Annotated in this window: 19 protein-coding genes; 6 read left to right on the plus strand and 13 right to left on the minus strand. The window is 67.9% G+C overall.

Annotation, left to right across the window (positions count from 1 at the left end; genetic code table 11):
* Nucleotides 1-187 precede the first annotated feature (187 nt).
* From KHC19_RS09340 to KHC19_RS09380, 9 genes are all read right to left on the minus strand, one after another.
* Entirely contained in the window at nucleotides 188-1,420 is a 1,233-nt protein-coding gene (locus tag KHC19_RS09340; protein ID WP_213352086.1) for a Hint domain-containing protein, read from the minus strand.
* 512 nt (nucleotides 1,421-1,932) lie between these two features.
* Nucleotides 1,933-3,219, minus strand: a complete 1,287-nt coding sequence (locus KHC19_RS09345) for an NAD(P)/FAD-dependent oxidoreductase (protein WP_213352087.1) — start codon at nucleotides 3,217-3,219, stop codon at nucleotides 1,933-1,935.
* Between the two features lie 30 nt (nucleotides 3,220-3,249).
* The gene (locus KHC19_RS09350; RefSeq protein ID WP_213352088.1) at nucleotides 3,250-4,407 is read right to left on the minus strand and encodes an alpha-hydroxy acid oxidase; all 1,158 of its coding nucleotides are present in this window, start codon (nucleotides 4,405-4,407) and stop codon (nucleotides 3,250-3,252) included.
* Nucleotides 4,408-4,430: 23 nt separating this feature from the next.
* The gene (locus tag KHC19_RS09355) at nucleotides 4,431-5,894 is read right to left on the minus strand and encodes an FAD-binding oxidoreductase (RefSeq protein ID WP_213352089.1); all 1,464 of its coding nucleotides are present in this window, start codon (nucleotides 5,892-5,894) and stop codon (nucleotides 4,431-4,433) included.
* Nucleotides 5,895-5,985: 91 nt separating this feature from the next.
* A complete protein-coding gene (locus KHC19_RS09360; protein ID WP_213352090.1) occupies nucleotides 5,986-7,050 on the minus strand; it encodes a polyamine ABC transporter substrate-binding protein in 1,065 nt (354 codons plus the stop codon).
* 41 nt (nucleotides 7,051-7,091) lie between these two features.
* Complete coding sequence (locus tag KHC19_RS09365) at nucleotides 7,092-8,189, minus strand: ABC transporter ATP-binding protein (RefSeq protein ID WP_213352091.1); 1,098 nt, start codon at nucleotides 8,187-8,189, stop codon at nucleotides 7,092-7,094.
* Nucleotides 8,186-8,992: an ABC transporter permease gene (locus KHC19_RS09370; protein WP_213352092.1), complete on the minus strand. Its 807-nt coding sequence runs from the start codon at nucleotides 8,990-8,992 to the stop codon at nucleotides 8,186-8,188. Before KHC19_RS09370 ends, KHC19_RS09365 begins: the two co-directional genes overlap by 4 nt.
* On the minus strand, nucleotides 8,989-9,858 hold the full coding sequence (locus KHC19_RS09375; protein WP_246548561.1) for an ABC transporter permease: 870 nt from the start codon (nucleotides 9,856-9,858) through the stop codon (nucleotides 8,989-8,991). The genes KHC19_RS09370 and KHC19_RS09375 overlap by 4 nt, the downstream gene beginning before the upstream one ends.
* 134 nt (nucleotides 9,859-9,992) lie before the next feature.
* Nucleotides 9,993-10,604, minus strand: a complete 612-nt coding sequence (locus KHC19_RS09380) for a cupin domain-containing protein (protein ID WP_213352094.1) — start codon at nucleotides 10,602-10,604, stop codon at nucleotides 9,993-9,995.
* A 219-nt stretch (nucleotides 10,605-10,823) separates the two neighbouring features.
* On the opposite strand from KHC19_RS09380, the gene KHC19_RS09385 reads away from it, so the two are divergent.
* The 3 genes from KHC19_RS09385 to KHC19_RS09395 all read left to right on the plus strand — a co-directional run bounded on the left by KHC19_RS09385 (nucleotide 10,824) and on the right by KHC19_RS09395 (nucleotide 14,185).
* Nucleotides 10,824-12,308, plus strand: coding sequence for an aldehyde dehydrogenase (locus KHC19_RS09385; protein WP_213352095.1), 1,485 nt, complete (start codon nucleotides 10,824-10,826; stop codon nucleotides 12,306-12,308).
* An 11-nt stretch (nucleotides 12,309-12,319) separates the two neighbouring features.
* The gene (locus KHC19_RS09390) at nucleotides 12,320-13,225 is read left to right on the plus strand and encodes a dihydrodipicolinate synthase family protein (protein WP_213352096.1); all 906 of its coding nucleotides are present in this window, start codon (nucleotides 12,320-12,322) and stop codon (nucleotides 13,223-13,225) included.
* Nucleotides 13,226-13,540: 315 nt separating this feature from the next.
* The gene (locus tag KHC19_RS09395; protein WP_213352097.1) at nucleotides 13,541-14,185 is read left to right on the plus strand and encodes a DUF2239 family protein; all 645 of its coding nucleotides are present in this window, start codon (nucleotides 13,541-13,543) and stop codon (nucleotides 14,183-14,185) included.
* A 223-nt stretch (nucleotides 14,186-14,408) separates the two neighbouring features.
* On the opposite strand, the gene KHC19_RS09400 is transcribed toward KHC19_RS09395, so the two are convergent.
* The 4 genes from KHC19_RS09400 to KHC19_RS09415 are packed head-to-tail and all read right to left on the minus strand — an operon-like array spanning nucleotide 14,409 to nucleotide 18,968.
* Nucleotides 14,409-15,323 (minus strand): ABC transporter permease, encoded by a 915-nt coding sequence (locus KHC19_RS09400; protein ID WP_213352098.1) that lies wholly within the window; start codon nucleotides 15,321-15,323, stop codon nucleotides 14,409-14,411.
* Complete coding sequence (locus KHC19_RS09405; RefSeq protein ID WP_213352099.1) at nucleotides 15,320-16,405, minus strand: ABC transporter permease; 1,086 nt, start codon at nucleotides 16,403-16,405, stop codon at nucleotides 15,320-15,322. Before KHC19_RS09405 ends, KHC19_RS09400 begins: the two co-directional genes overlap by 4 nt.
* Nucleotides 16,402-17,979 (minus strand): ABC transporter ATP-binding protein, encoded by a 1,578-nt coding sequence (locus KHC19_RS09410; RefSeq protein WP_343207683.1) that lies wholly within the window; start codon nucleotides 17,977-17,979, stop codon nucleotides 16,402-16,404. Before KHC19_RS09410 ends, KHC19_RS09405 begins: the two co-directional genes overlap by 4 nt.
* 17 nt (nucleotides 17,980-17,996) lie before the next feature.
* Nucleotides 17,997-18,968, minus strand: a complete 972-nt coding sequence (locus KHC19_RS09415; RefSeq protein WP_213352101.1) for a BMP family protein — start codon at nucleotides 18,966-18,968, stop codon at nucleotides 17,997-17,999.
* 295 nt (nucleotides 18,969-19,263) lie between these two features.
* Between KHC19_RS09415 and KHC19_RS09420 the strand changes: the two genes are divergently transcribed.
* Genes KHC19_RS09420 through KHC19_RS09430 form a run of 3 tightly spaced genes read left to right on the plus strand, consistent with a single transcriptional unit; the run spans nucleotide 19,264 to nucleotide 21,895 of the window.
* The gene (locus KHC19_RS09420; RefSeq protein ID WP_246548563.1) at nucleotides 19,264-20,067 is read left to right on the plus strand and encodes a cysteine hydrolase family protein; all 804 of its coding nucleotides are present in this window, start codon (nucleotides 19,264-19,266) and stop codon (nucleotides 20,065-20,067) included.
* Complete coding sequence (locus KHC19_RS09425; protein WP_246548566.1) at nucleotides 19,950-21,221, plus strand: amidase; 1,272 nt, start codon at nucleotides 19,950-19,952, stop codon at nucleotides 21,219-21,221. Before KHC19_RS09420 ends, KHC19_RS09425 begins: the two co-directional genes overlap by 118 nt.
* A complete protein-coding gene (locus KHC19_RS09430) occupies nucleotides 21,218-21,895 on the plus strand; it encodes a TetR/AcrR family transcriptional regulator (RefSeq protein ID WP_213352102.1) in 678 nt (225 codons plus the stop codon). Before KHC19_RS09425 ends, KHC19_RS09430 begins: the two co-directional genes overlap by 4 nt.
* Nucleotides 21,896-21,914 lie beyond the last annotated feature (19 nt).

Consider the following 21,914-nt stretch of genomic DNA (forward strand, 5'->3'; position numbering starts at 1 on the left):
GCCCGTCTGCCGGGCGGTTGTCGGGATCGTCGTTCGACGGCGAGGGGCGGCACCGTCGGACACGGGTTGCAAGCTGTTCCATTGCCTCCCGATATCGGAGGCGGCGAGAGGCGGGCGCACCCGCGTGGCAAGGGCGATCGATGTCGGGTGGACGGCCCGCCGGCGTTCTTCCGGCGGGCCGTGGCGATCACGCCGCGACGAGCGCGGCGTCTTGCCGGCTATCGGCTTCCGCCGCGCCGGCGGCCCGGCGCGCGATCTGCTCATGGACGCGCCTGGGCACCTGCCGCCACGACTTGGCGCGCGGATAGTCCAGCTCCACCAGCCCGCCGGCGGTCTCCGGGCATTCCTGCCAATTGTCGAAGGTGGTGATCGTCACATGGTCGATGAAGGTCTCGGTCGGGACGTTCTCGGTCACGATCAGGCTGTGGTCGTCGAGCATGACGTGGTGATAGGTGAATTCCTCGGGCATGCCGAGGTGACGGGTGATGTTGTCGCCATTCACCAACGCCCCGGCCTGCACCAGCATGCCGTCGATCAGCACCGCATGATCGGGCGAGACGAAGAGGTCGCGCGCCGGCAGGTTGTCGCCGAGGGCGCCGGCCTGGATGCGGATCGGATAGACCCGCAGCGGATCGAAGCTGCTGGCCGAAACCGTCTTGCGGCCCATCCAGCTGATCGCCTTGACCTCGCCGTCGAAGGTCACGACGAGATCGCCGGCCACGAGCTGCTCGATCGGCCGGTCGCCGTCCGGGGTGCGGACGAGGGTGCCCGGCAGGAAGCACGGAAGATCTTCCAGGGAATATTCGGTACCCGCGAAGATGAACGTCTCGACCCCGCTGACCACGGTGACGTCGCCATCGGCAATGCGGGTCAGCGTGACCGTCCCGTCGTTCTTTTCAATGCCGTACTGATTTATGTCGTTCAGGTAGACACGGTCATTGCCGTCTCCACCGATGATGGTAGCGCTTTCGCCGGCGCTCAGGTTGAACGTGTCGTCGCCCGTGCCGCCATCGAAGGTGCCGCCGGTGCTGTTGCCGAAATTGAACGTGTCGTTGTCGTCGCCGCCGTTGAAGGTGCCGTTGGTGCTGCCATTGGCGAAGATGGTATCGCTGCCTTCGCCACCACTCACGACACTGTCGACGCTGATCCCGGCGTCGATCGTGTCATTTCCCGCGTCGCCATTATACGTGCCGCCGGTGCCGCCGGCATAAAGCGTGTCATCGCCGTCGCCCCCACTGAAGGCGACGCCACTTCCATAGCCGTTTACGAAGACGTCATTGCCGCCCATGCCGTTAAAAACAACGTTGTTGTAGGATACGTTGTTGTTGATATCGGGATCGTAAACGGCGTTGCTGAAACTGTCGGACGCTTCGGTGCCGTTGATGATCTGGCCATCCGAGCTGGAATTGTAATCTGCCATATCTATCTCCTGAATCCGTGCTTTGCTGAATTATATGGCGGGGCTGATGCTTGGTTCGCTGTGGTTCTTTCGCGAATTATTCTGTCAGTTTGCTTTTGCATTCAGCGGTATCAGCAGTGCGGACTCAGCGGCAACGATCATTCGATGAAACGGCGGATCGGCTCGATGAAACGTATCCCGGGGAATTTCAACGCAGTGGGGTGGCGTCCGGTCGGCAGATCTCCGGGGAAGGGCGCAGGCATCGGCGCCTTGCCTCCCGGGTGATGATCCGCTCGATGAACTTCAGGGGGCGGGGATGCCGGATCCCGAGACGATGGCTGGCGGGACGAGCGGGTTCGCATGCACGGCCGGTGGCGCCGCGCCGCTCGGTGGCGGGTGACGGCCGCTTTCTCCGGGCGTTTTTCACCGGTCATTGCCCGGTCTCACCCGGATCCCGTCGAGAGGGGGATACGGATCGGCCGGGTTCGATATGGTGGGCGGAAAGCGTCGCTTCCGTTCGCGACGTCCTGGCGCTAGAGGCCGAGTCGGTCCATCAGGCGGCCATGCAGCACCGCGGCGCGCACGCCGAGCGGCCAGAAGGCATGGAAGGCGATCGGCTTGGGTGTCACCACCGGCAGGTCGAGCCGGAAGCCGCCGCCATGCAGCAGCCGGCCGGCCAGCTGGGCGGCGAGAGCGGTGGCAAGCGCCACGCCGCGGCCGTTGCAGCCGAGATAGATCAGCGCGTCCGGCGACGGCTCGTGGATGTGCGGCCAGTGATCCTTGGTCATGGCGAGCTGGCTATTCCAGCCATGGGTCCAGCGCACGCCCTTCAACTGCGGCCAGAGTTCGACCGCGTAATCGGTGAGATAGGCGATGGGATCGGGCGTCGCGATGGGCTGCATCGGGCCACGGCCGCCCATCAGCAGGCGGCCCTGCGCGTCGATGCGGTAATAGACGGTGATGCGCCCGCTCTCATAGACCGAGGGCCGGTCCGGCGTGATGCCGTCACGCTGCGCCGGGCTCAGGGGCCCGGTGGCGGCGATGGCGCTGAACACCGGCACGATGGTGCGGCGCAGGCCCTGCCACAGATCGTCGGTGAAACCGTTGGTGGCAATGAGGATCTTCTCGGCTTCGACAGTGCCGGCCGGGGTTTCGACCGACCAGCCGGCGGCGGTGCGGCGCAGCGCAGTGGCCGGGGTGCCGCCATGGATGCGGGCGCCGGCGGCGAGCGCGGCGCGGGCGAGGCCGCGCGAATAGGCGAGGGGGTTGAGATTGCCGCCGCGCGTGTCGAGCATCGCGCCGTGATAGGCCGGCGTGCCGGTCACCGCCTGCGTCTGTGTTCGGGCGAGCCAGTCGACCGGCATGCCGCGAGCCATGCACTGCCGGGCGGTCGTCTCCACCGCCCCACGCGCCTTGGCGCTACGAGCGGCGCGCAGCGTGCCGCCCCTGTGGGCGTCGCAGGCGATGCCGAGCCGCTCGATCAGCTCGAAAGCGCGGGTCGGCGTGTCCCAGGCGAAGCTCACCATGCGCCGGCCGAGCTCGGGTCCCCAGGTTTGCTCGATGGTGTCGGGATCGAATTTGAGGCCGGGATTGAGCTGGCCGCCATTATTGCCGGAGGCGCCCCAGCCCGGTTCGTTGGCTTCCAGCACCACGACGTCGGTGCCCGCCTCGGCGAGATGCAGGGCGGTGGTCAATCCGACGATGCCGCCGCCGATGATCGCCACCGAGGCGCGGCGCGAACCGTCGAGCGGCGGGGTATCCGGCGCGGGCGGGGCGTCGAGCTGGTAGACATTGGGGGGCAGCGGCCGAGCGAGGGTCATGAGGCGATCTTTCGGGACGGCGATGGCCGGTCAGCTTCTCTCATAAGACACGAAGGAGGAATCGAGCGCGTCGAGACGGGGGCAGCCGAGGAAACCGAGCGTCGCCAGCATTTCCCGCCGCAGCAGGTCGAGCACATGGCTGGCCCCGGCCTCGCCGGCCGTCGCGATGCCATAGAGCGGCGCGCGGCCTATGAGCACGGCATCCGCGCCGAGCGCCATCAGCTTGAGCACGTCGGTCCCGCGCCGCACGCCGCTGTCGGCGAGCACGGTGGCGCGCCCGCGCACCGCTTCGGCGATGGCGGGCAGGACGCGCACCGGCGGGATGGCGGCATCGAGATTGCGTGCCCCATGGCTGGAGACGACGATGCCGTCGGCGCCGGCCTCCACCGCGCGCGCCGCGTCGCCCGCGGTCAGCACGCCCTTGAGGATCAGCCGTCCGCGCCAGCGCCGGCGTAATTCGCGGAAATCGTCCCAGCCCAGCGCATCGGTGAGCCGGACCTCGGAACAGGGCTTGCTGCGGGTGATGCTGGCGCGCAGGCCCTCGGGATAGTGCCGGAAGGTCGGCAGGCCCTCGTCGATCAGGTAGCGCAGCAGTACCGAGACCACCCAGCGTGGATGGGTGAGCATGTCGAGCCCGCCTCTGAGGCTGGCGCGGATCGGCACCGCATAGCCGTTGCGGGCGTTATATTCGCGGATCGGGTTGGCCACCGTGTCGACGGTGAGCACCAGCGTCTCGATGCCGCTCGCCCAGGCGCGGTCGATCAGCGCGTAGGAGAGATCGCGCGCCTGCCACATATAGAGCTGGAACCACAGCCGGGCCCGGCTTTCGGTGACGATGCGCTCCATCTCGGTGATGGATTCGGTAGCGATGGTGAAGGGTATGCCGGCCTTTGCGGCGGCGCGGGCGAGCTCGATCTCCCCCTGGTGCCAGGCGAGGCCGGCCGCCGCCGTCGGGGCGATGACGAGCGGCAGCGGCTGCTCGTGGCCGAACAGCCGGACCGACAGGTCGCGCCGGGAGACGTCGACGAGGATGCGGGGGTGGAAGACGAGTTCATCGAAGCCGCGGCGCAGCCGGGCGAGGCCGACCTCGTCCTCGGCGCCGCGGTCGATATAATCGAAGATGCCGCGCGGCAGCCGGCGGCGCGCCAGCCTGCGGACATCCTCGACATTGAGAGCGGTGGACAGCATGGCGGGTTCCTTGACCGGCCGGATCAGGCGGCCGCGTCGGGCAGGAACAGCTTGCCGGGGTTCATCCGGTTCTCGGGATCGAGCACCGCCTTGATCTGGCGCATCAGCGCCAGCTCGGCCGGATTCTTGGTGCGGGCGAGGCGCTTGCGATAGGTGGTGCCCACGCCGTGCTCGGCGGTGATCGAGCCGCCGAGCTCCATCGCCACGTCGTCGATGATGACGTCGATGGCGTCGGAGGCGGCCTCGAACTCCTCGGAGGTTGCGAAACGCTCATGCGGGAACAGCACCACGACATGGATGTTGCCGTCGCCGATATGGCCGACCGACATCACATTGGCGTCTGGATAGGCGGCCAGCACGCCTGCCTCCACGCGCCGGACGAAGGCCGGCTGCTCGGCCACCGGCACCGAGGTGTCGTGCGACATGGTCTTGCCGGCCAGCTTGAACTCGCCGGTGACGCCGTGGCGCAGCTTCCAGATCGCCTCTTCCTGCGCGAGGCTGGCGGCGATGGTGGCGTCGCTGATCAGCCCGGCCTCGAAGGCATCGGCGAGGAAGCCCTCCATCGCCGCGGCGAGCGGGGCGTCGAGCTGGGAATCCCCGGCCTCGATCAAGAGGTACCAAGGCGATTTCTGCGCGAAGGGCATCACCGTGCCCGGCACGTAGCGCAGCACGAAGTCCATATAGGACGAGCCGATGATCTCGAAGCTGGAGATGCGCTCGCCGAACACCGCGCGGGCACGGGCGAACAGGGCGAGCGCGTCCTCGACGCTGGCGAGCTGCATCAGGGCGATGGAGCGCGAGCGGATGGCGGGAAACAGCTTCAGCGCCGCCGCCGTGACCACGCCGAGCGTGCCTTCCGCGCCGATGAACAGCTGCTTGAGGTCGTAGCCGGCATTGTCCTTGCGCAGGCGGCGCAGCCCGTCGAGCACGGTGCCGTCGGCCAGCACCACTTCGAGGCCGAGCACCAGCTGGCGCATATTGCCATATCTGAGCACGGCGATGCCGCCGGCATTGGTCGAGATGTTGCCGCCGATCTGGCAGCTGCCCTCGGCGCCGAGGCTGAGCGGGAAGAGCAGGCCTTCCTTCGCCGCCGCCCCCTGGATGTCGGCGAGGATGCAGCCCGCCTCCACCGTGATGGTCTCCTCCGCCGGGGAAACGGCGCGGATGCGATTCATGCGGTCGAGCCGCAGCACCACGGCGGGGCGGGGTTCCAGCGGCGTGGCGCCGCCGCACAGGCCGGTATTGCCGCCCTGCGGCACGATGGCGACGCCGGCCACGGCGCAGGCCTTCACCACCTTCGCCACCTCGGCGGTCGAGGAGGGGCGCACCACCGCCAGCGCCTTGCCGTGGTAGCGGCCGCGATGGTCGGTGAGGAACAACGCGGTGTCGGCGGCGTCGGTGAGCACATAGCGCTCACCGACGATCGCCTTCAGCTCGGCGAGGAAGGCGGCGTTGGAAGATGCGTCGGCGGCGGTTTGGGCGGACATGGCATTCGTACCGGATGGGCGGCGGGAGGAAGGCACGCGGAAAAACAAACCCCGTCCCGGCGGCCGGGACGGGGGCCGATGAGGTGGACGATCAGATCAGCATCCACTCGGCGTAGCGCTTCTGCACCGCCGTGTAGTTCTCGCCCCACCACTGGGAGTTGACGATGACGTTCTTGCCGTTGGTGAGGTCGGGCAGGAAATCGCCGGAGGGCGACTTCTTCACCTCGTCCATCGCCGCGACGCTGTTGGGCAGGTAGTAGCCGCGCACCGACCAGGCCACCTGTCGGTCGGGCCGCAGGCAGAAGTCGATGAAGCGCATCGCCGCTTCCTTGTTCTTCGTGCCCTTGGGGACGGCGAAATAGTCGAGCGAGTTGACGGTCTGCTCGAAGGAGAAGGCGAGCGGGGCGCCGGCCTTCTGCGCCGACTTCACGCGGTTGAAGTAGCTGTAGGAGAAGTCGCCCTCGTTCTGCACCACGGCATTCACCTGGTCGGGCGTGGTCGCCGCCCATTTCGAGACGTGCGGCTTCATGCGGTCGAGCGCGGCGAAGGCGCGGTCGACGTCGAGCGGGTAGAGGTCCTTCGGCGCCACGCCGTCGGCCACCAGCGCCACTTCCAGCGTCTCGGAGGCGAGCGAGCGCATGACGCGGCGGCCGGGATATTTCGCGAAATCATAGAAGCCGGCGAAGTCGACCGGGTGCTTGCCGTCCGGGTTGCGCTTGTCGTCCCACAGGATGCCGCCGGAATAGAGATACATCGGCATGTAGTCGGCCGCCGGCTTGGCGATGAGCTCACCCGGCTTGATGATGCCCATGTCCAGCTCTTCCCAGAGCTTGTCGCGGGCGCCGGAGGTGGCGAAGGCGGCGGGGGCGTCGATCACGTCCCACTGGACGTTGTTGCCCTGCACCTGCGCCTTCACCTTGGCCATGTCGCCATTGTCGACCAGCGTCACCTTGATGCCGGTCTCGGCGGTGAAGGGGTCGGCGAACACCTCGCGCACTGACTTGTTGTAGTCGCCACCCCAGGAGGTGACGGTCAGCGTGGTGTCGGCGGCCGCCGCCCGGCCGGTGAACACTGCCGGCGCCGCGAGGAGGCCGAGGAGGCCGGCACCGCCGCGCAGGACGCCGCGGCGGGATGTGATGAGCGTCGTCTTGGTCATAGGCACGTCCCCTCTTGTTCTCGTGTTTGTTGGATCGTCGTTCAGCCGGCCGGCGCCGGCGGGAGAAGACGGCCGTGCTGCGGCTGCCAGGCGGCGCGGACCGCCTCGCCCCGATGCGCGCCGGGGCGACCGGGCTGGTTGAGCTCCTGGATGATCAGGCTGGAGCCATCAGCGCAGCGCACGAAATGGCGCACCACGCCGCCGAGCAGGATGGAATCCTCGATATGGCCGTCGACGCCGGCCGGCGTCGGCGTGGCGGCCAGCGCCATGTTTTCCGGCCGCACCAGCAGCACGGCGGGTTCGCCGGCCTTCATTGCCCGCTCGGGCGCGGGGGCGGCGAAGCGGCCGAGCGCGGTGTTCAGCGCATAGGCGCCGTCCGCGCCGATCTCCACCGTGCCGGGAATGAGGTTGGACGAGCCGATGAACTCGGCGCTGAACACCGTCTCCGGGCGGAAATACAGCGTGTCCGGTGTGCCCTGCTGCTCGATGCGCCCGCCATTCATCAACACGATGCGGTCGGACATGGTCAGCGCCTCGTCCTGATCATGGGTGACGTAGAGCATGGTGATGCCGAGCTCGGCGTGCAGTCGCTTGATCTCCAGCTGCATCTGCTCGCGCAGCTTCTTGTCGAGCGCGCCGAGCGGCTCGTCCATCAGGATCAGCGCCGGGTTGTAGACGATGCAGCGCGCCAGCGAGATGCGCTGCTGCTGGCCGCCGGAGAGTTCGCGCGGCTTGCGGTTCGCCACATGGCCGAGCTGGATCAGTTCCAGCGCCTCGCCGACCTTGCGCTTGATCTCCGCCTTGGACAGCCGGCGGACCTCGAGCGGGAAGGCGATGTTCTCGAACACCGTCATGTGCGGCATCAGGGCGTAGTTCTGGAACACCATGCCGAGGCCGCGCCTGTTGGTCGGCAGGGTGGTGGCGTCGCGGCCGTCGATGACGATGCGCCCGGAACTTGGCGTGATCATGCCGGCGATCAGGTTGAGCAGCGTCGTCTTGCCGGAGCCGGAGGGGCCGAGCAGGGTGACGAACTCGCCCTTGGCGATGGAGAGGTCGACGCGGTGCAGGGCGTTGACCTCGCCATAGCGCTTGGCGACGCCCTGGAGCTCGACCATGGCGGGGGTGGAGCTGGCGGTCATTGGGAGGCCTCGGTCTTGCCCTGCATCGCGATGATCCCGAGGGCGATCAGGAGCGAGAGCACGGTGAGCAGCGTGGAAACCGCCGCCAGCACCGGCGTCAGCTCCCAGCGGATGGAGGAGTACATCTTGACCGGCAGCGTCATGCTGTCGGTGCCGGTGAGGAAATAGGCGACCACCACCTCGTCCAGCGACATCAGGAAGGCGAACAGCGCCCCCACCGCGATCGAGGTCTTGAGCTGCGGCAGCACCACGCGAAAGAAGATGCGCAGCCGCGAGGCGCCCATGATCGAGGCGACCGTTTCCAGCGCCACGTCGGAATGGCTGAGGCCCGACATCACCGACACCATGATGTAGGGCGTCGTCAGCATGACATGGGCCAGCACCAGTCCGGCGGTGGTGTCGAGCAGGCCCCAGTTCGAATATTGCAGGTAGAGGCCGAGGCCGAGCACGATGACCGGCACCAGCATCGGCATCATGAACAGGCCCTGCAGGCCGCCGCGTCCCGGCAGCCGCGAGCGGGCCAGCGCATAGGCGGCGGGCACGGCGAGCACGAGGGTGGCGAGCGTGGTCAGGCAGGCGACGATGAGGCTCTGCACCGTCGAACCCCACCAGGCGGCGTCGGTGAAGAACTGACGGTAGAGCTCCAGCGAGAACTGCCGCGGCGGGAATTCGATCTGCCCGGGATTGCCGAAGGAGATGGGTATGACGATCAGGCTCGGCACCAGCAGGAAGGCGTAGCAGAGCCACGCCATGGAGGAGACGAGGCCGCGGGCGAGGCGGCTGGAACCGAACAGCTCGTTCATGCGCCGGCTCCCGCGAGGCCGGACGCGCCGCGCACCTTGCCGAGCAGGGCGACCAGCAGCCCGGACAGGATGAGCAGCGCCACGGCGGTGGCCGAGGCGGCGGTCCAGTCCAGCGTCTGGCGGGTGTAGAAGTCGACGAGGTTGGCGACCATCATGTCCTGCCGCCCGCCGAGCAGGGCGGGGGTGATGTACATGCCGATCGACAGCGTGACGTTGATCAGTACGCCGGCCAGCACGCCGGGGAGGCTGAGCGGCAAAGTGATCTTCCAGAAGATGCGCAGCGGGCCCGCGCCCATGGTCTCGGCGGCGAGGATCAGCCGGCGGTCGAGCGCCAGCAGGCTGCCGAGGATGGACAGGATCATGAAGGGCAGCAGGAAGTTGATCATGCCGAGGATGACGCCGACGCGGTTGAACATCATCGGCACGTTGAGCGTGCCGCCGCTGACGACGCCGAGAAACTGGTTGATCAGCCCCTGATTGCCGAACACCGCCACCAGCGCGAAGCTCTTCACCAGAATGCTGGTCCAGAACGGCAGCATCACCATGATGAGATAGGCGGTGCGCTTGCGCGGCGGCTGGGCGGCGAGGTGCAGCGCCACCGGATAGCCGAACAGAAGGCTGACCAGCGTGCCGCCGATGGCGATCTCGAAGGTGTTGCGCAGCACCCGCAGGAACAGCGTGGAGGAAGCGAGCTCGACATAGGCGTCGAAGGAGAACCGGCCATTATAGAGGCTGGTCCAGACCGTCAGGCCCAGCGGGTAGATGAGGATGAGCAGCATCACGGCGGTCAGCGGCGCCAGCAGCAGGAGGGCCGTCCAGGGGCTGAGGTCCGATGCGGAGGATGAGTGAGCCGATGATTGAGCCAAGGGCGGCGCGTCCTTCGGTTGCCGGGCGGCCTTCGGAAGGCTGCTCGCCGTCGCCCCGCGGGGCATGGCCGGACTATGACAGTCGGTTTTCAGAACTTCAATGTTAAAGTTCAGAATTCTGAAAACTAAACGCGCTAAATATCGGCGTTCACCCAGAACACCGAGGCCGGGCGCGTGCCGAGATTCGCGAAATGGTGCGGCTTGTCGCTGGAGAAGGCGAAGCAGTCGCCCTCGTTGAGGCTGAAGGTCTCACCGTCGATCTGCAGCTCGAGCGAGCCGGACAAAAGGAAGCCGATCTCCTCGCCCTTGTGCGAGTAGGGCTGGGCGCCGGAATTGCAGCCGGGCTGGATCACCATGAAGAAACCGCGCAGCCGCTCGCTCGCCGCCGGCGAGGCGATGTCCTTGCGGATGCCGTCGATGTCGAGCAGGCGGGAGCGCTGGCCGGCCCTGACGACGTAACGGCTTTCCGATGTCTGGACGGGGCTTTGCGAGGGGTCGATCAGCCAGGCCGGCATGACGCCGAGCGCGTTGGCGACAGTGTAGACGGTGCGGACGGTCGGCGAGACGAGGCCGCGCTCCAGCTGCGACAGCGTGCCGATCGACACGCCCGTCCCCTTGGCGAGATCGGACAGGGTCATGCCGGCCTTGAGCCGCAAATCGCGGATCCGCTGGCCGAGCTTCTGGGTTTCGTCGTCGGGATTGCTCATGCCGGCCGGCAGGCGTGCGGCGTCGTCAACGATCTTCATGGGCGACATGGAGGGGAAAAATCCGTTTTCATCCGACCGGTGGCCCCGCCCAGGAGGCAGGTTTTCACAGTGTATAGCGATAGCCGCATCTGGCGAAGAAGCCAATTCATTTTTCAGAAAACCAAAAAAGATGTAGAGGCCGATGAAAACGCTCCCTATCATGGGCGCATCGTCCGGGGCCGTCACGCGTCGCCGGCCCTCCTTCCAGGAATGCTCATCATGTCCGCTCCGATCGACTGGCACGCCCGTGCCGCCGCGCTTTCCCTCAACGGCCAGGCGTTCATCGGCGGGCGCTATGTCCCGGCGCTGTCCGGCAAGCTGTTCGACGGCATCAACCCGGCCAGCGGCAAGGTGCTGGCGCAGATCGCCGCCTGCGACGCGGAGGATGTCGATCGCGCGGTGAAGGTGGCGCGGGCGGCCTTCGAGAGCGGGGCCTGGTCGCGCATGGCGCCGCGCGAGCGCAAGAAGCGGCTCAAGGCCTTCGCCGCGCTGATCGCCGATCACACCGAGGAACTGGCGCTGCTCGAGACGCTCGACATGGGCAAGCCGATCCGCGACAGCCTCGCCGTCGACCTGCCGCTGTCGGCGCAGTGCATCGACTGGTACGCCGAGGCCATCGACAAGGTTTATGACGAAATCGCTCCGACTGCGCCGACCGCCGTCTCGCTGATCCGCCGCGAGGCGCTCGGCGTCGTCGCCGCGGTGGTGCCGTGGAACTTCCCGCTGCTGATGGCGGCCTGGAAGCTCGGGCCGATCCTTGCCGCCGGCAATTCGGTGATCCTGAAGCCGGCCGAGCAGTCCTCGCTCACCGCCATCCGGCTCGGGGCGCTGGCGAGCGAGGCCGGCATCCCCGACGGGGTGTTCAATGTGCTGCCGGGCTTCGGCGAGACCGCCGGCCAGGCGCTCGGCCTGCATATGGACGTCGACGCCGTCGCCTTCACCGGTTCGACCGAGGTCGGCAAGTATTTCCTCCAATATTCCGGCCAGTCCAACATGAAGCGGGTCGGGCTGGAATGCGGCGGCAAGAGCCCGAACATCATTCTCGCCGACGCGCCGGACCTCGACGCCGCCGCCACCTCGGCGGCCTGGGGCATCTTCTACAATCAGGGCGAGGTGTGTAACGCCGGCTCGCGCCTCGTCATCGAGGAGAGCGTGAAGGACCGGGTCGTGGAGAAGGTGATCGAGGTCGGCGGCGCCATCAGGGTCGGCGATCCGCTCGACCCGGCGACCGAGATGGGCGCCATGGTCGATGCCCGCCAGACCGAGCGGGTGATGGGTTATATCGAGAAGGGCGTGGCGGAAGGCGCCAGGCTCCGGCTCGGCGGCAAGCGCATCGTCGCCGATGGCTGCTTCATCGAGACCACGCTGTTCGACGACGTCACCAGCGACATGACCATCGCCCGCGAGGAGATCTTCGGCCCGGTGCTCGCCACCATCGCCGCGAAGGATATCGACGAGGCGATCCGCATCGGCAACGACACCACCTACGGGCTTGCGGCGGCGGTTTGGACTCGGGACATCAACAAGGCGTTCAAGGCCTCCTCGGCCTTGCGGGCCGGCGTGGTGTGGGTGAACTGCTTCGACCATGGCGACATTTCCTCGCCGTTCGGCGGCTTCAAGCAATCCGGCTTCGGGCGCGACAAGTCGTTGCACGCGCTGGAGAAATATACCGAGCTGAAGGCGACCTGGATCAATCTCGGCTGAAGGAGGCGGCAATGGCAGAGCTGATGTTTCGCGGGCTGATCCCCGCCTTCCCGACGCCGGTGCGGGACGATGGGGTGATCGATGAGGCCAAACTGGCCGCCATCGTCGACTACCAGATCGTCAACGGCGCCTCCGGCCTGGTGCCGGTCGGCGGCACCGGCGAGGCGAATTCCTTCGGCCTCGCCACCCGCCGGCGCATCGTCGAGGTGACGGTCGCCACCGCCGCGCGCCGGGTGCCGGTGATCGCCGGCGTGCTCGACCCCGGCCTCGGCGGCGCGCTGGAGAGCGGGCGCGCCTATCGCGAGGCCGGCGCCGACGGGCTGATGGTGATCCCGCCCTATTACGCCCGGCCCGACCAGGAGGGCACGCTGCGCTATTTCCGGGCGCTGGTGCCGGAGCTGAAGCTGCCGGTCGTGTTCTACGACAACCCCTACCGCACCAACATGGTGACGGCCCCGGCCACCATCGCCCAATTGGAGCGGGAGGGGCTGATCGTCGGCATGAAGGCCTCCAGCACCGATCTCTATCACTTCGCCCAGCTGGCCCAGCTGGTCAGCGAGCGCTTCTGCCTTTTGTCCGGCCAGGACACGCTGTTCGTCGAGCAGGTGCTGCTCGGCGCCAAGGGCGGGGTGCTCACCTCGGCTTCGCTGCTGCCGGGCTATTGGGGGCAGGTGCAGCAACTGGCGGAACAGGGACGGGCGAAGGAGGCGCTGGCGATGCAGGGCCGGCTGCACCCGCTGATGGACGCGCTGTTCGCCGAGCAGTTTCCCGAGGCGGTGCGGCGCGCCTTCGCGCTGATCGGCCTGCCGATCGGCACCTCGCTGCCGCCGGTCGGCGCGCTGTCCGCCGCCGCCGAGGCCCGGCTCATGGCGGCCGTGGACGAACTCGTCGCGAACGGCACGCTCGGCCGGATTTGAGCCGGCAGGCGGGAGCCGGAGGCGCGGACGCTCCTTGCGCGGATAGCCGTGGCTGTCCGTGCGGCCTCCGACGTCGCGGGGTGGAAATCGAGGCGAAGACGGCATCCGCCAATATTGCCGCAAGGCGGGCAGGCTCCCGCTCGCCGACCCACGCGGCCCGTCGACGTGCCGATTTACTTCGCCATGCGCTTTCAATGCCCCGAAATGGCGGGATTCAGAGGCCTTCAGTCGGAAGGAATATATTTCATCCGGGTGTAATTGACGAAGATATTTCACCCGGATATTAATCGCGCAATCCCATTTGGTGAGCGCGACATGTTCCAGACCACACTTTGTACGGCCTTCACCGGCCCGCGACTGATGTCCTCCGGCCCGCTGCCGGAGGTGGCCCTTGCGATCGCACGAGCGGCCGGGACGGCGGATCCGGTCCTTGTGTTCGACGACGCGACGGGCCGCGTGATCGATCTCGATCTGCGCGGCAGCGATGCGGAGATCCTCGAGCGGCTGGCCACCCCTGCGAAAACCCCCGAGGGGCGCTATCGGCCCAAAGCCGGCGCCGCCCCCGACGCCGGGGCGACGGAGGACGGGCAGCGGGGGCGCGGGCGGCCGAAGCTGGGAGTCGTCGCCCGCGAAGTGACCTTGCTGCCACGGCAATGGGAGTGGCTGGCGGCCCAGCCGGGCGGCGCCTCCGCGACACTGAGGCGTCTCGTGGACGATGCCCGCAAGACGGTGCATCCGCGCCAGCAAAGGCGGGCGGCGCAGGAGGCCGCGTATCGGTTCATCCACGCGATCGCCGGCGATCTGCCGGGCTATGAGGAGGCGACGCGCGCCCTTTTCGCGGATGACCGGCCGGCGATGGAGGAGCGGATCGCCGCCTGGCCGGAGGACGTTCGGGCCTATGCCCTGCGCCTCGCCTTCGGCCCTTCCGCCCCGCCGGATCAAGACCGAACGACGGGGTGAGCCACCAGGGAGCGGGTCCGAACCCGTTTCATGTCGTGCCGGCACCGTCGTGCGGCTCAATCCGCCCGCGTCGCGGGCATGGATGTGGCGCCGGTCAACACCGAACGCGACGTGTCGAAGACGCGCGCGAAGAGCCGGTTCGGCGACGAGAGTCCCGAGAAAGCCGCACGGCTCGGGGAGGCGGATCCCCTGATGGGGGCCGGTGCGCTCCGCGTGGGTGCTTTCACGGCCAGTAGGGCTGGGCGAGAGCCCGCGGCGCGGTCTGCCGTCCGACCAGGCCCGCCACCGCGAGGAAGGCGAGCAGGTAGGGCAGCATGATCAGCAGTGCATTGGGGATGCCGAGGCCGAGCGCCGGCAACTGGAACTGCAGCGCGGTCGCGGCTCCGAACAGCAGGCACGCCATCACGGTGCGGCCGAGCTTCCAGCTGCCGAAGATGACGGCGGTGATCGCGAGGTATCCGGCGCCGTTGGTCATGCCCTCCGTGAAGGTATGGATGTCGCCGATCGACAGGAAGGCGCCGCCGAGCGCCGACATGATGCCGGCAAACAGTACCGCGCCGTGACGGAGGGCGAGCACGGATCGGCCTGCCTTGGCGACCGCCTGGGGGTTTTCCCCGACGGCCCGGAGCGTGATGCCGAGCCCCGTCATCGTCAGCACCGCGCCGACGGCGAGGATGATGGCGATGGCGAGCCAGGCCATCCCTATCTGCTGGAACAGCGGGCCGACGAGCGGCAGATCGCTGAGAACGGGAACCGGCCAGGCGTCGAAGCCGGGAATCGTCGTGCGCGAGCGGGCGCCGAAAAACTCGCGATAGCCGAGCGTCGTCAGCCCGAGCACGAGAATGTTGATGCCGATGCCGGTGACGATCTGGTTGGCGCGAAGGGTATTGGTGAGCACGGATTGCAGCAGGGCGACGGGCAGCACCGCGAGAACGGCGCAGGCGAGCCCCAGCAGGGGCGATCCGGTCATCGCGGCGCCGATTGCGCCGCCGAAGGCGCCCGCGAGCATCATGCCCTCGATGCTCATATTCACCACGCCGGCCCGTTCCGACACGAGCTCGCCCGTGGCCGCGAACAGGAGCGGAATCGCGAGGCGGAAGCTGGACGCCAGGAATATCGCGACAAGTTCGAGCGTCACTTGCGATCTCCCCTGTCGACATAGTAGGCGGCGCCGGCGATCGTCACCACGATCAGCCCCTGCAGCACATCGATGAGCGCGGAGGGAACCGAGGCGCCCATCTCCATCGAGATGCCGCCCGAGCGCAGGAAACCGAAGAGCAGCGCGCCGGCGATCACCCCGGCGATCGAGTTCCGCGCCAGGAGGCCGACCACCAGCCCGTCGAAGCCGTAGCCGGAGGAGAAGCCCGCCTTCAGCGAATATTGCTCGCCCTGCAGCATGAGGCCGCCGGCAAGGCCGCCCATCGCGCCGGCGAGGAACAGGGCGGTGACGATGCTGGCGCCGACCGCAATGCCGGCGCGGGCCGCGGCAACCGGATTGAGCCCGACCGCCTTCAGCTGGAAGCCGAATATGGACCGCGACAGCACGAGGGCGGTGACGGCGGCGATGACGACGAGCAGCGGCAGGCCGAGCGTCACCGGGGAACTGTAGGAGCCGGTGAGCAGCGGCACCTGCGTCGTCACCGGGATCGGCAGCGATTCCGGCAGGGTCGCCGAACTGGTCATCGGCTGGCGCAGCAGCGCCTCCGACTGGACCGACCAATAGAGCAGCCAGACCGCGATGAAGGAGAGGAGCAGCGTCGAGATGACCTCGTTGGTGCCCACCCGCACCTTGAGGAAGCCGGCGAGCGCCCCCCAAACGCCGCCGGCCAGGGTCGCGCCGAGGAGGGGGACGAGGAAGGCAAGGCCGAGCGGCAGATCGGCGATGCCGGGAGCAAGACAGATCGCCGTCGCGGCGACGCCTCCGACGGCGATCTGTCCCTCCCCGCCGACATTGGTGAGCCCGGCGCGCGCGGCGAACACGAAGCCCGTGCCGACCAGGGCCAGCGCGACCGCGCGATTGATCGAGGCGGAGATCGCATAGGCATTGCCGAAGGCGCCACGCCAGAAGGCCGTCAACGCCTCTCCGAGCGGCACGCCCAGCGCCATGATCGCCACGGCGCCGACGGCGAAGGCGGCCAGCACCGCGCCGACCGGCAGAAGGAGGCCCGCCAGCCCGGGCGGTAGCCGGGGCGGGGCTGCGGATCGAGATGCGACGCTCATGCGGACCTTCCCGACATCAGGGTGCCGATGGCCTCCCGGTGGACCGGGTCGGCAGGGTATTCGCCGGCGATCCGGCCGCGATAGAAGACGACGATGCGATCGGCCACCGCGATCAGCTCGTCGAGCTCGGAGGAGACCAGCAGGACGCCGACGCCCTCCTCGGCCGCGTCCCGTATCAATCCGTAGACGGTCTCGATGGCGCCGATGTCGAGGCCGCGCGTCGGCTGCGCCGCCAGCAGGAAGCGGAGATTCGGCGTCGTCAGTTCGCGCGCGAGGACGGCCTTCTGCTGGTTGCCGCCGGAAAGGCTGCCGAACGCCACCGTCGCGCCCGCCGCCCGCACGTCGAAGCGCTGGATGTAGTCCCGCGCCTTCTCCATCTGGCGTCGGCGGTCGATCAGCCCGAGACGCGAGAATTGCCGCATCCGGTTCAGGAACAAATTGTCGGCGAGCGAGAGCTTGCCGATGGAGCCGACCGCGTGCCGGTCTTCCGGCACGATGCCGACGCCGCTGCGGGTGATCTCGCGCGGGCTTGCCTGGGTGAGGTCGCGGCCGCCGGCAAACCAGCGGCCGTCGGTCGGCCGGGCGAGACCGGCGAGGATGGCGCCGAGCTCGCTCTGGCCGTTGCCCTCGACGCCGGCGACACCGACGATCTCGCCGCGCTCGATGCTGAGCGTGACGGCGTCCAGCCGGCGCACGCCGGTGCGGTCGTCGAAGGAGACGCCATCCAGCTGCATCGCTTCCCCGGCCGGCGGGCGGGGCCCGGCCGGCTTGCGTTTTGCCAGGGCGATCGCCCCGACCACGGCCTCGCCGGACCGCGCGGCCGGGCGCTGAATCATGGCGGAGACCAGTGCCGGGATCTCTTCCGCCGGCCGATCCGACCGGGCGCTGACGCGCCCGCGATGCAGCACGGTGACGCGATCGGCGACGCGCTCGATCTCGGCCAATTTGTGCGTGACCATCACCACGGCGCAGCCGCTGTCGGCCACCTGCCGGCAGACAGTCAGCAGCGACCCGATCTCGTCGGGCAGCAGCACCGCCGTCGGCTCGTCGAGAATCAGCACCTGCGGCCGGCGCATCAGGCATTTGACGATCTCGACGCGCTGCCGCTCGCCGACGGACAGGTCGCCGACCGTGGCGAAGGGCGCGAGCGCCAGGCCGAATTCCTCGGCCAGCGCCTCGATCCGCCGGGCCTCCGCCTTGCGGTCGAGCCGCCCGCGCGAGCCGCCCATCAGCAGATTGTCGATGACGGTCAGCTCGTTGACCAGGCTGAAATGCTGGTGGACCATCGCGATGCCCCTGGCGAGGGCGTCGCTGGGGCCGCTCGGCGCATAGGCTTCGCCCTTCAGTCGCATCGCGCCCTCGCTCGGACGATGGATGCCGAAGACAAGGTTGCAGAGCGTCGACTTGCCGGCGCCGTTCTCGCCGAGAAGGCAGTGCACCTCGCCGCCGGCGAAATCGATGTCGATGCCGGCAAGCGCGACGAACGAGCCGAAGCTCTTGCCGATGCCGTTCATGGTCAGGAGCGACGGCGCGGCGGCGCGGGTCCCGGGGACGGGCACGACGGTCTCCGTCACGATGCCGCTCCCGTCCATCAACCTTCGAGGACCTTGATCTTGCCGGACTTGATGTCCTCCATGATCGCCTTGAGCTTCTCGGTCATTTCCGGCGTCGGCGCGCAGACGGCGATGGTGGAGGCTTCCGGGCCCATGGCGAGGCCGAACGGCTTGTAGCCCGGCGCCCATGTACCGGCGACGGCCTGGTCGATGGCATAGGACACCTGGTAGCCGACACCGGTGATGGAATAGGCCAGATAGAGCGGGTCGGTTCCGCAATAATTGGTGTAGGAACCGATGATGTGGGTGCCCTTCTCGGAGGCCGCCTGCTCGAGGCCGCGCAGGCCGAGATTGAGGATATGGTAGTGGATGTCGGCGCCCTGGGCGATCGCCGCCAGCGTGGCTTCCTTCGACTTGGCGACGTCATCGAAATTGCCGGTATAGCTTTCGAAATACTTGACGTTCGGATTGATGTAGCGCGCGCCGTTGCCGAATTCCTTGCCGGCATTGACGATGGAGGGGATCTCCATGCCGCCGACATAGGAGACGGCGCCGGTCTTCGACAGCATGGCGGCGGCGGCGCCGGCGACGAAGGCGATCTCGGCCTGCTTGACGTCATAACCGGCGACGTTCGGCCGCTCGGCGCCGGCATTGCCGCCGACGATCGAGAACTTCACGTCGGGGAAACGCGGGGCGACCTTCAGCACATCGGCCTGGGTCTGGCCGCCGACGCCGATGACGAGCTTGTTCGCCGATGCCAGCTGGGTCAGCGCCTGACCCATGTCGGCATAGGAAATGTTCTCGATCATCTGCACCTTGATCTTGTCGCCATACTTCGCCCGCGCGGCGACGAGGCCGTTATAGCCGGATTCCATCCAGCCCTTGTCGGACTTCGAGCCGGGAATGAGGATGCCGACCGTCAACGGTTCCTCGGCCAGCGCGGCTCCCATGCCGGCGGCGAGCAGCGCGGCGGCGGCGAGGCCCTGCAGGGTCATGCGGCGTGTGATCATCGACGTCTCCCGATCGGCATCCAATTGCGCGAGACGCTCCATTGCTGCGTCCCCGAGGAGATGAAACGCAATCGTCGTGCCAACCTCGGAACGGGCTCAACCGCGCGCGTTTCCTCAAGCCGGGAGTGAAAAAATAAGTAAGTGATTAATTATCAATCGGCCGTGCGCGCCTCTCTGCCCGCAAATTGGGCGAGGCCTGTGCCGAGGGCGTCCGAAGCGCTGCGATCACGGTGCCGGCGGTGTGGCACGGGGCTTGCGATGGTGTTCGCAACGCGGACATCAAGAGGACACCGACATGAGCGCCATGAAATCCGTCAGCCAGGAAATCCCGCCTTCGCGGCCGCTCGGGGTCGGCCTGAATACGCGCTGGATGGCGCGCGCGGACAATGTCGACATGACCCTGCCCGAGGTGGCGCCACGGGTCGTCACGCTCGCCACGAAGCCGCAGACGGTGACGATCGATCTGGCGCGGACCGCGATCCTCGTCATCGACATGCAGAACGACTTCTGCACCAAGGATGGCTGGGTCGATCTCGTCGGCGGCGACCATACCGCCGCCCGCGCCGCGATCGAGCCGCTGCAGGCGCTGCTGCCGCAGCTTCGCGCGCATGCGGTGCCGATCATCTGGGTGAACTGGGGCAACCGGCCCGATCTCGCCAACATGCCGCCGAACCAGATTCATCTCTACAAGAACAGCGGCGAGGGCATTGGGCTGGGCGATCCGCTGCCGGCCAGTGGTGCGGCGGTGCTGGAAAAGAACTCGTGGGCCGCGGCCGTCGTCGATGAGCTCGCGCCGCTGCCGGGCGACATCATGGTCGACAAGCATCGCATCAGCGGCTTCTGGGATACCCCGCTCGACTCGATCCTGCGCAATCTCGGCATCCGCACCGTGCTCTTCGCGGGGTGCAACACCGACCAATGCGTGCTGCATTCGCTCACCGACGCCAACTTCCTCGGCTATGGCTGCGTGATGATCGAGGATTGCTGCGCTACCAGCTCGCCCGCCTTCTGCACGGAAGCGACGATCTGGAACGTCAAGAAGTGCTTCGGCTTCGTCTGCGATTCGCAGGCGGTGCTGGCGGCGCTCCCGCTCCGGTGAACGGCTTTCTGCCCGGCGGCGAGGGGCGCCTGGACCCGACGGGCAAGGGTCCGCTCGACGGTCTTCGCTTCGCGGTCAAGGACCTGATCGACGTTGCGGGAACGAGGACAGGGGCCGGCAACCCGGACTGGCTCGCGCGGGCCGTTCCCGCCGAGCGCCACGCGCCGGCGGTGGCGCGACTCCTCCAGGCCGGCGCGCATTGCCTCGGCAAGACCATCACGGACGAGCTCGCCTTCAGCCTGGAGGGTGAGAACCTTCATTTCGGCACGCCGGTGAACCCACGTCACCCGGACTGGCTGCCCGGCGGATCGTCGAGCGGTTCGGCCGTGGCGGTCGCGGCCGGCGCGGTCGATTTCGCGCTCGGCACGGATACGGGCGGCTCCGTGCGCGTGCCGGCCGCCTTCTGCGGCATCTTCGGCTTTCGTCCGAGCCATGGCGCGATCAGCCTTGCCGGTGTGCTCCCCTTTGCGCCGAGCTACGACACGATCGGCTGGTTCGCGCGCGATGCCGCCGTCCTGGAGAGAGTCGGAAGGGTGCTGCTGCCGCCGGCGGCACCGCCGCCGATCACCCGCATCCGCCTTGCCCGCGACGTGCTGGCGGAAATGGACCCGGAAATCGCGGGAGACATCACGGATGCCGCCGCCCGGCTCGTTACCGATGGGCCGGTCGATCTCCTCGGCGGCCACCCGCTGGCGGCGTTCCGGCAGGCCTATGCCCTCGTTCAGGGGTACGAGATCAAGCAGGCGCTCGGGGCGAGGCTGGCGAGCGTCTCGCCGCGTTTCGCGCCGCCGATCGCCGAGCGTTTCGCGGGCGCGCTCGCGATCGCCGAGGCCGACTACCAGTCCGCCTCGGCGGATCGACGGCGCCTTGCGCGGATCGTGGCCTCATGCTGTCCGCCCGATACCGCCATCGCCGTGCCGGTCGTCTCCCGCCGCCATGTGCGGCGCGACGCATCCGCTGCCGAGCGTGGCGCCTTCTATGCCGGCACGCTCGGCCTCACGGCCCTTGCCGGCCATGCCGGCATGCCGCAGGTTCAGCTCGGCGCCACACGGGGAGAGGGGCTCGGGCTCGCCCTTCTCGGCAGCGCCGGCTGCGATCTGGCCCTCCTGGACCTGGCGCGACGCGTCGCGGAGACGGACACCGATATTCCATGAGCATGACCCCCGAAAAGCCGGTCGAAACCCCGGCCCGGATCCGTCGCACCCGCAATGCGGCCGACACCAAGGAGAAGCTGCTCAAGGCCGCACGGATCGAATTTGCGCAGCACGGCTTCGCGGGCGCACGCACGGACCGGATCGTCCGAAGCGCGGAATCCAACCCGCGCATGATATCGCACTATTTCGGCGGCAAGGCCGGGCTGTATGTCGCCGTGCTGGAGGAGGCGCTGGGCGATCTGCGCCGGCAGGAACTGAAGATCGACCTCGAGGATCTCGGGCCGCTGGACGGGCTCATCCAGCTCTTCGACTTCATGAACCGGCATTTCGAATCGAACACCTATCTCGTTCGCCTGCTCAGTGCCGAGAATGTGCAGAAGGCACGCTACCTGAAGACTTCGAAGCGCGTGCAGCAGATGGCGTCGCCGGTGCTCTCGAATATCTCGACATTGATCGAGCGGGGCGAGGCGGATGGAACCTTGCGTAAAGGTCTGGATCCACTGGAAGTATATGTCATGATGGTGGCATTGAACCAGTTTCACCTTTCGAATGTTCATACGCTCTCGGTGATATTCGAGCGGGATCTGGGCTCGCCCGCCTGGCGCGCCTCGCGCCATGTCGCCGCGCGCACGATGATGCGAGTCTATCTGGAGCGGGACCGGCGCGAGACTTGAGGGATAGACCGCTCTCGGC

Origin of the sequence: Ancylobacter oerskovii, from assembly GCF_018390555.1 — a bacterium.
Taxonomy (GTDB): domain Bacteria; phylum Pseudomonadota; class Alphaproteobacteria; order Rhizobiales; family Xanthobacteraceae; genus Ancylobacter; species Ancylobacter oerskovii.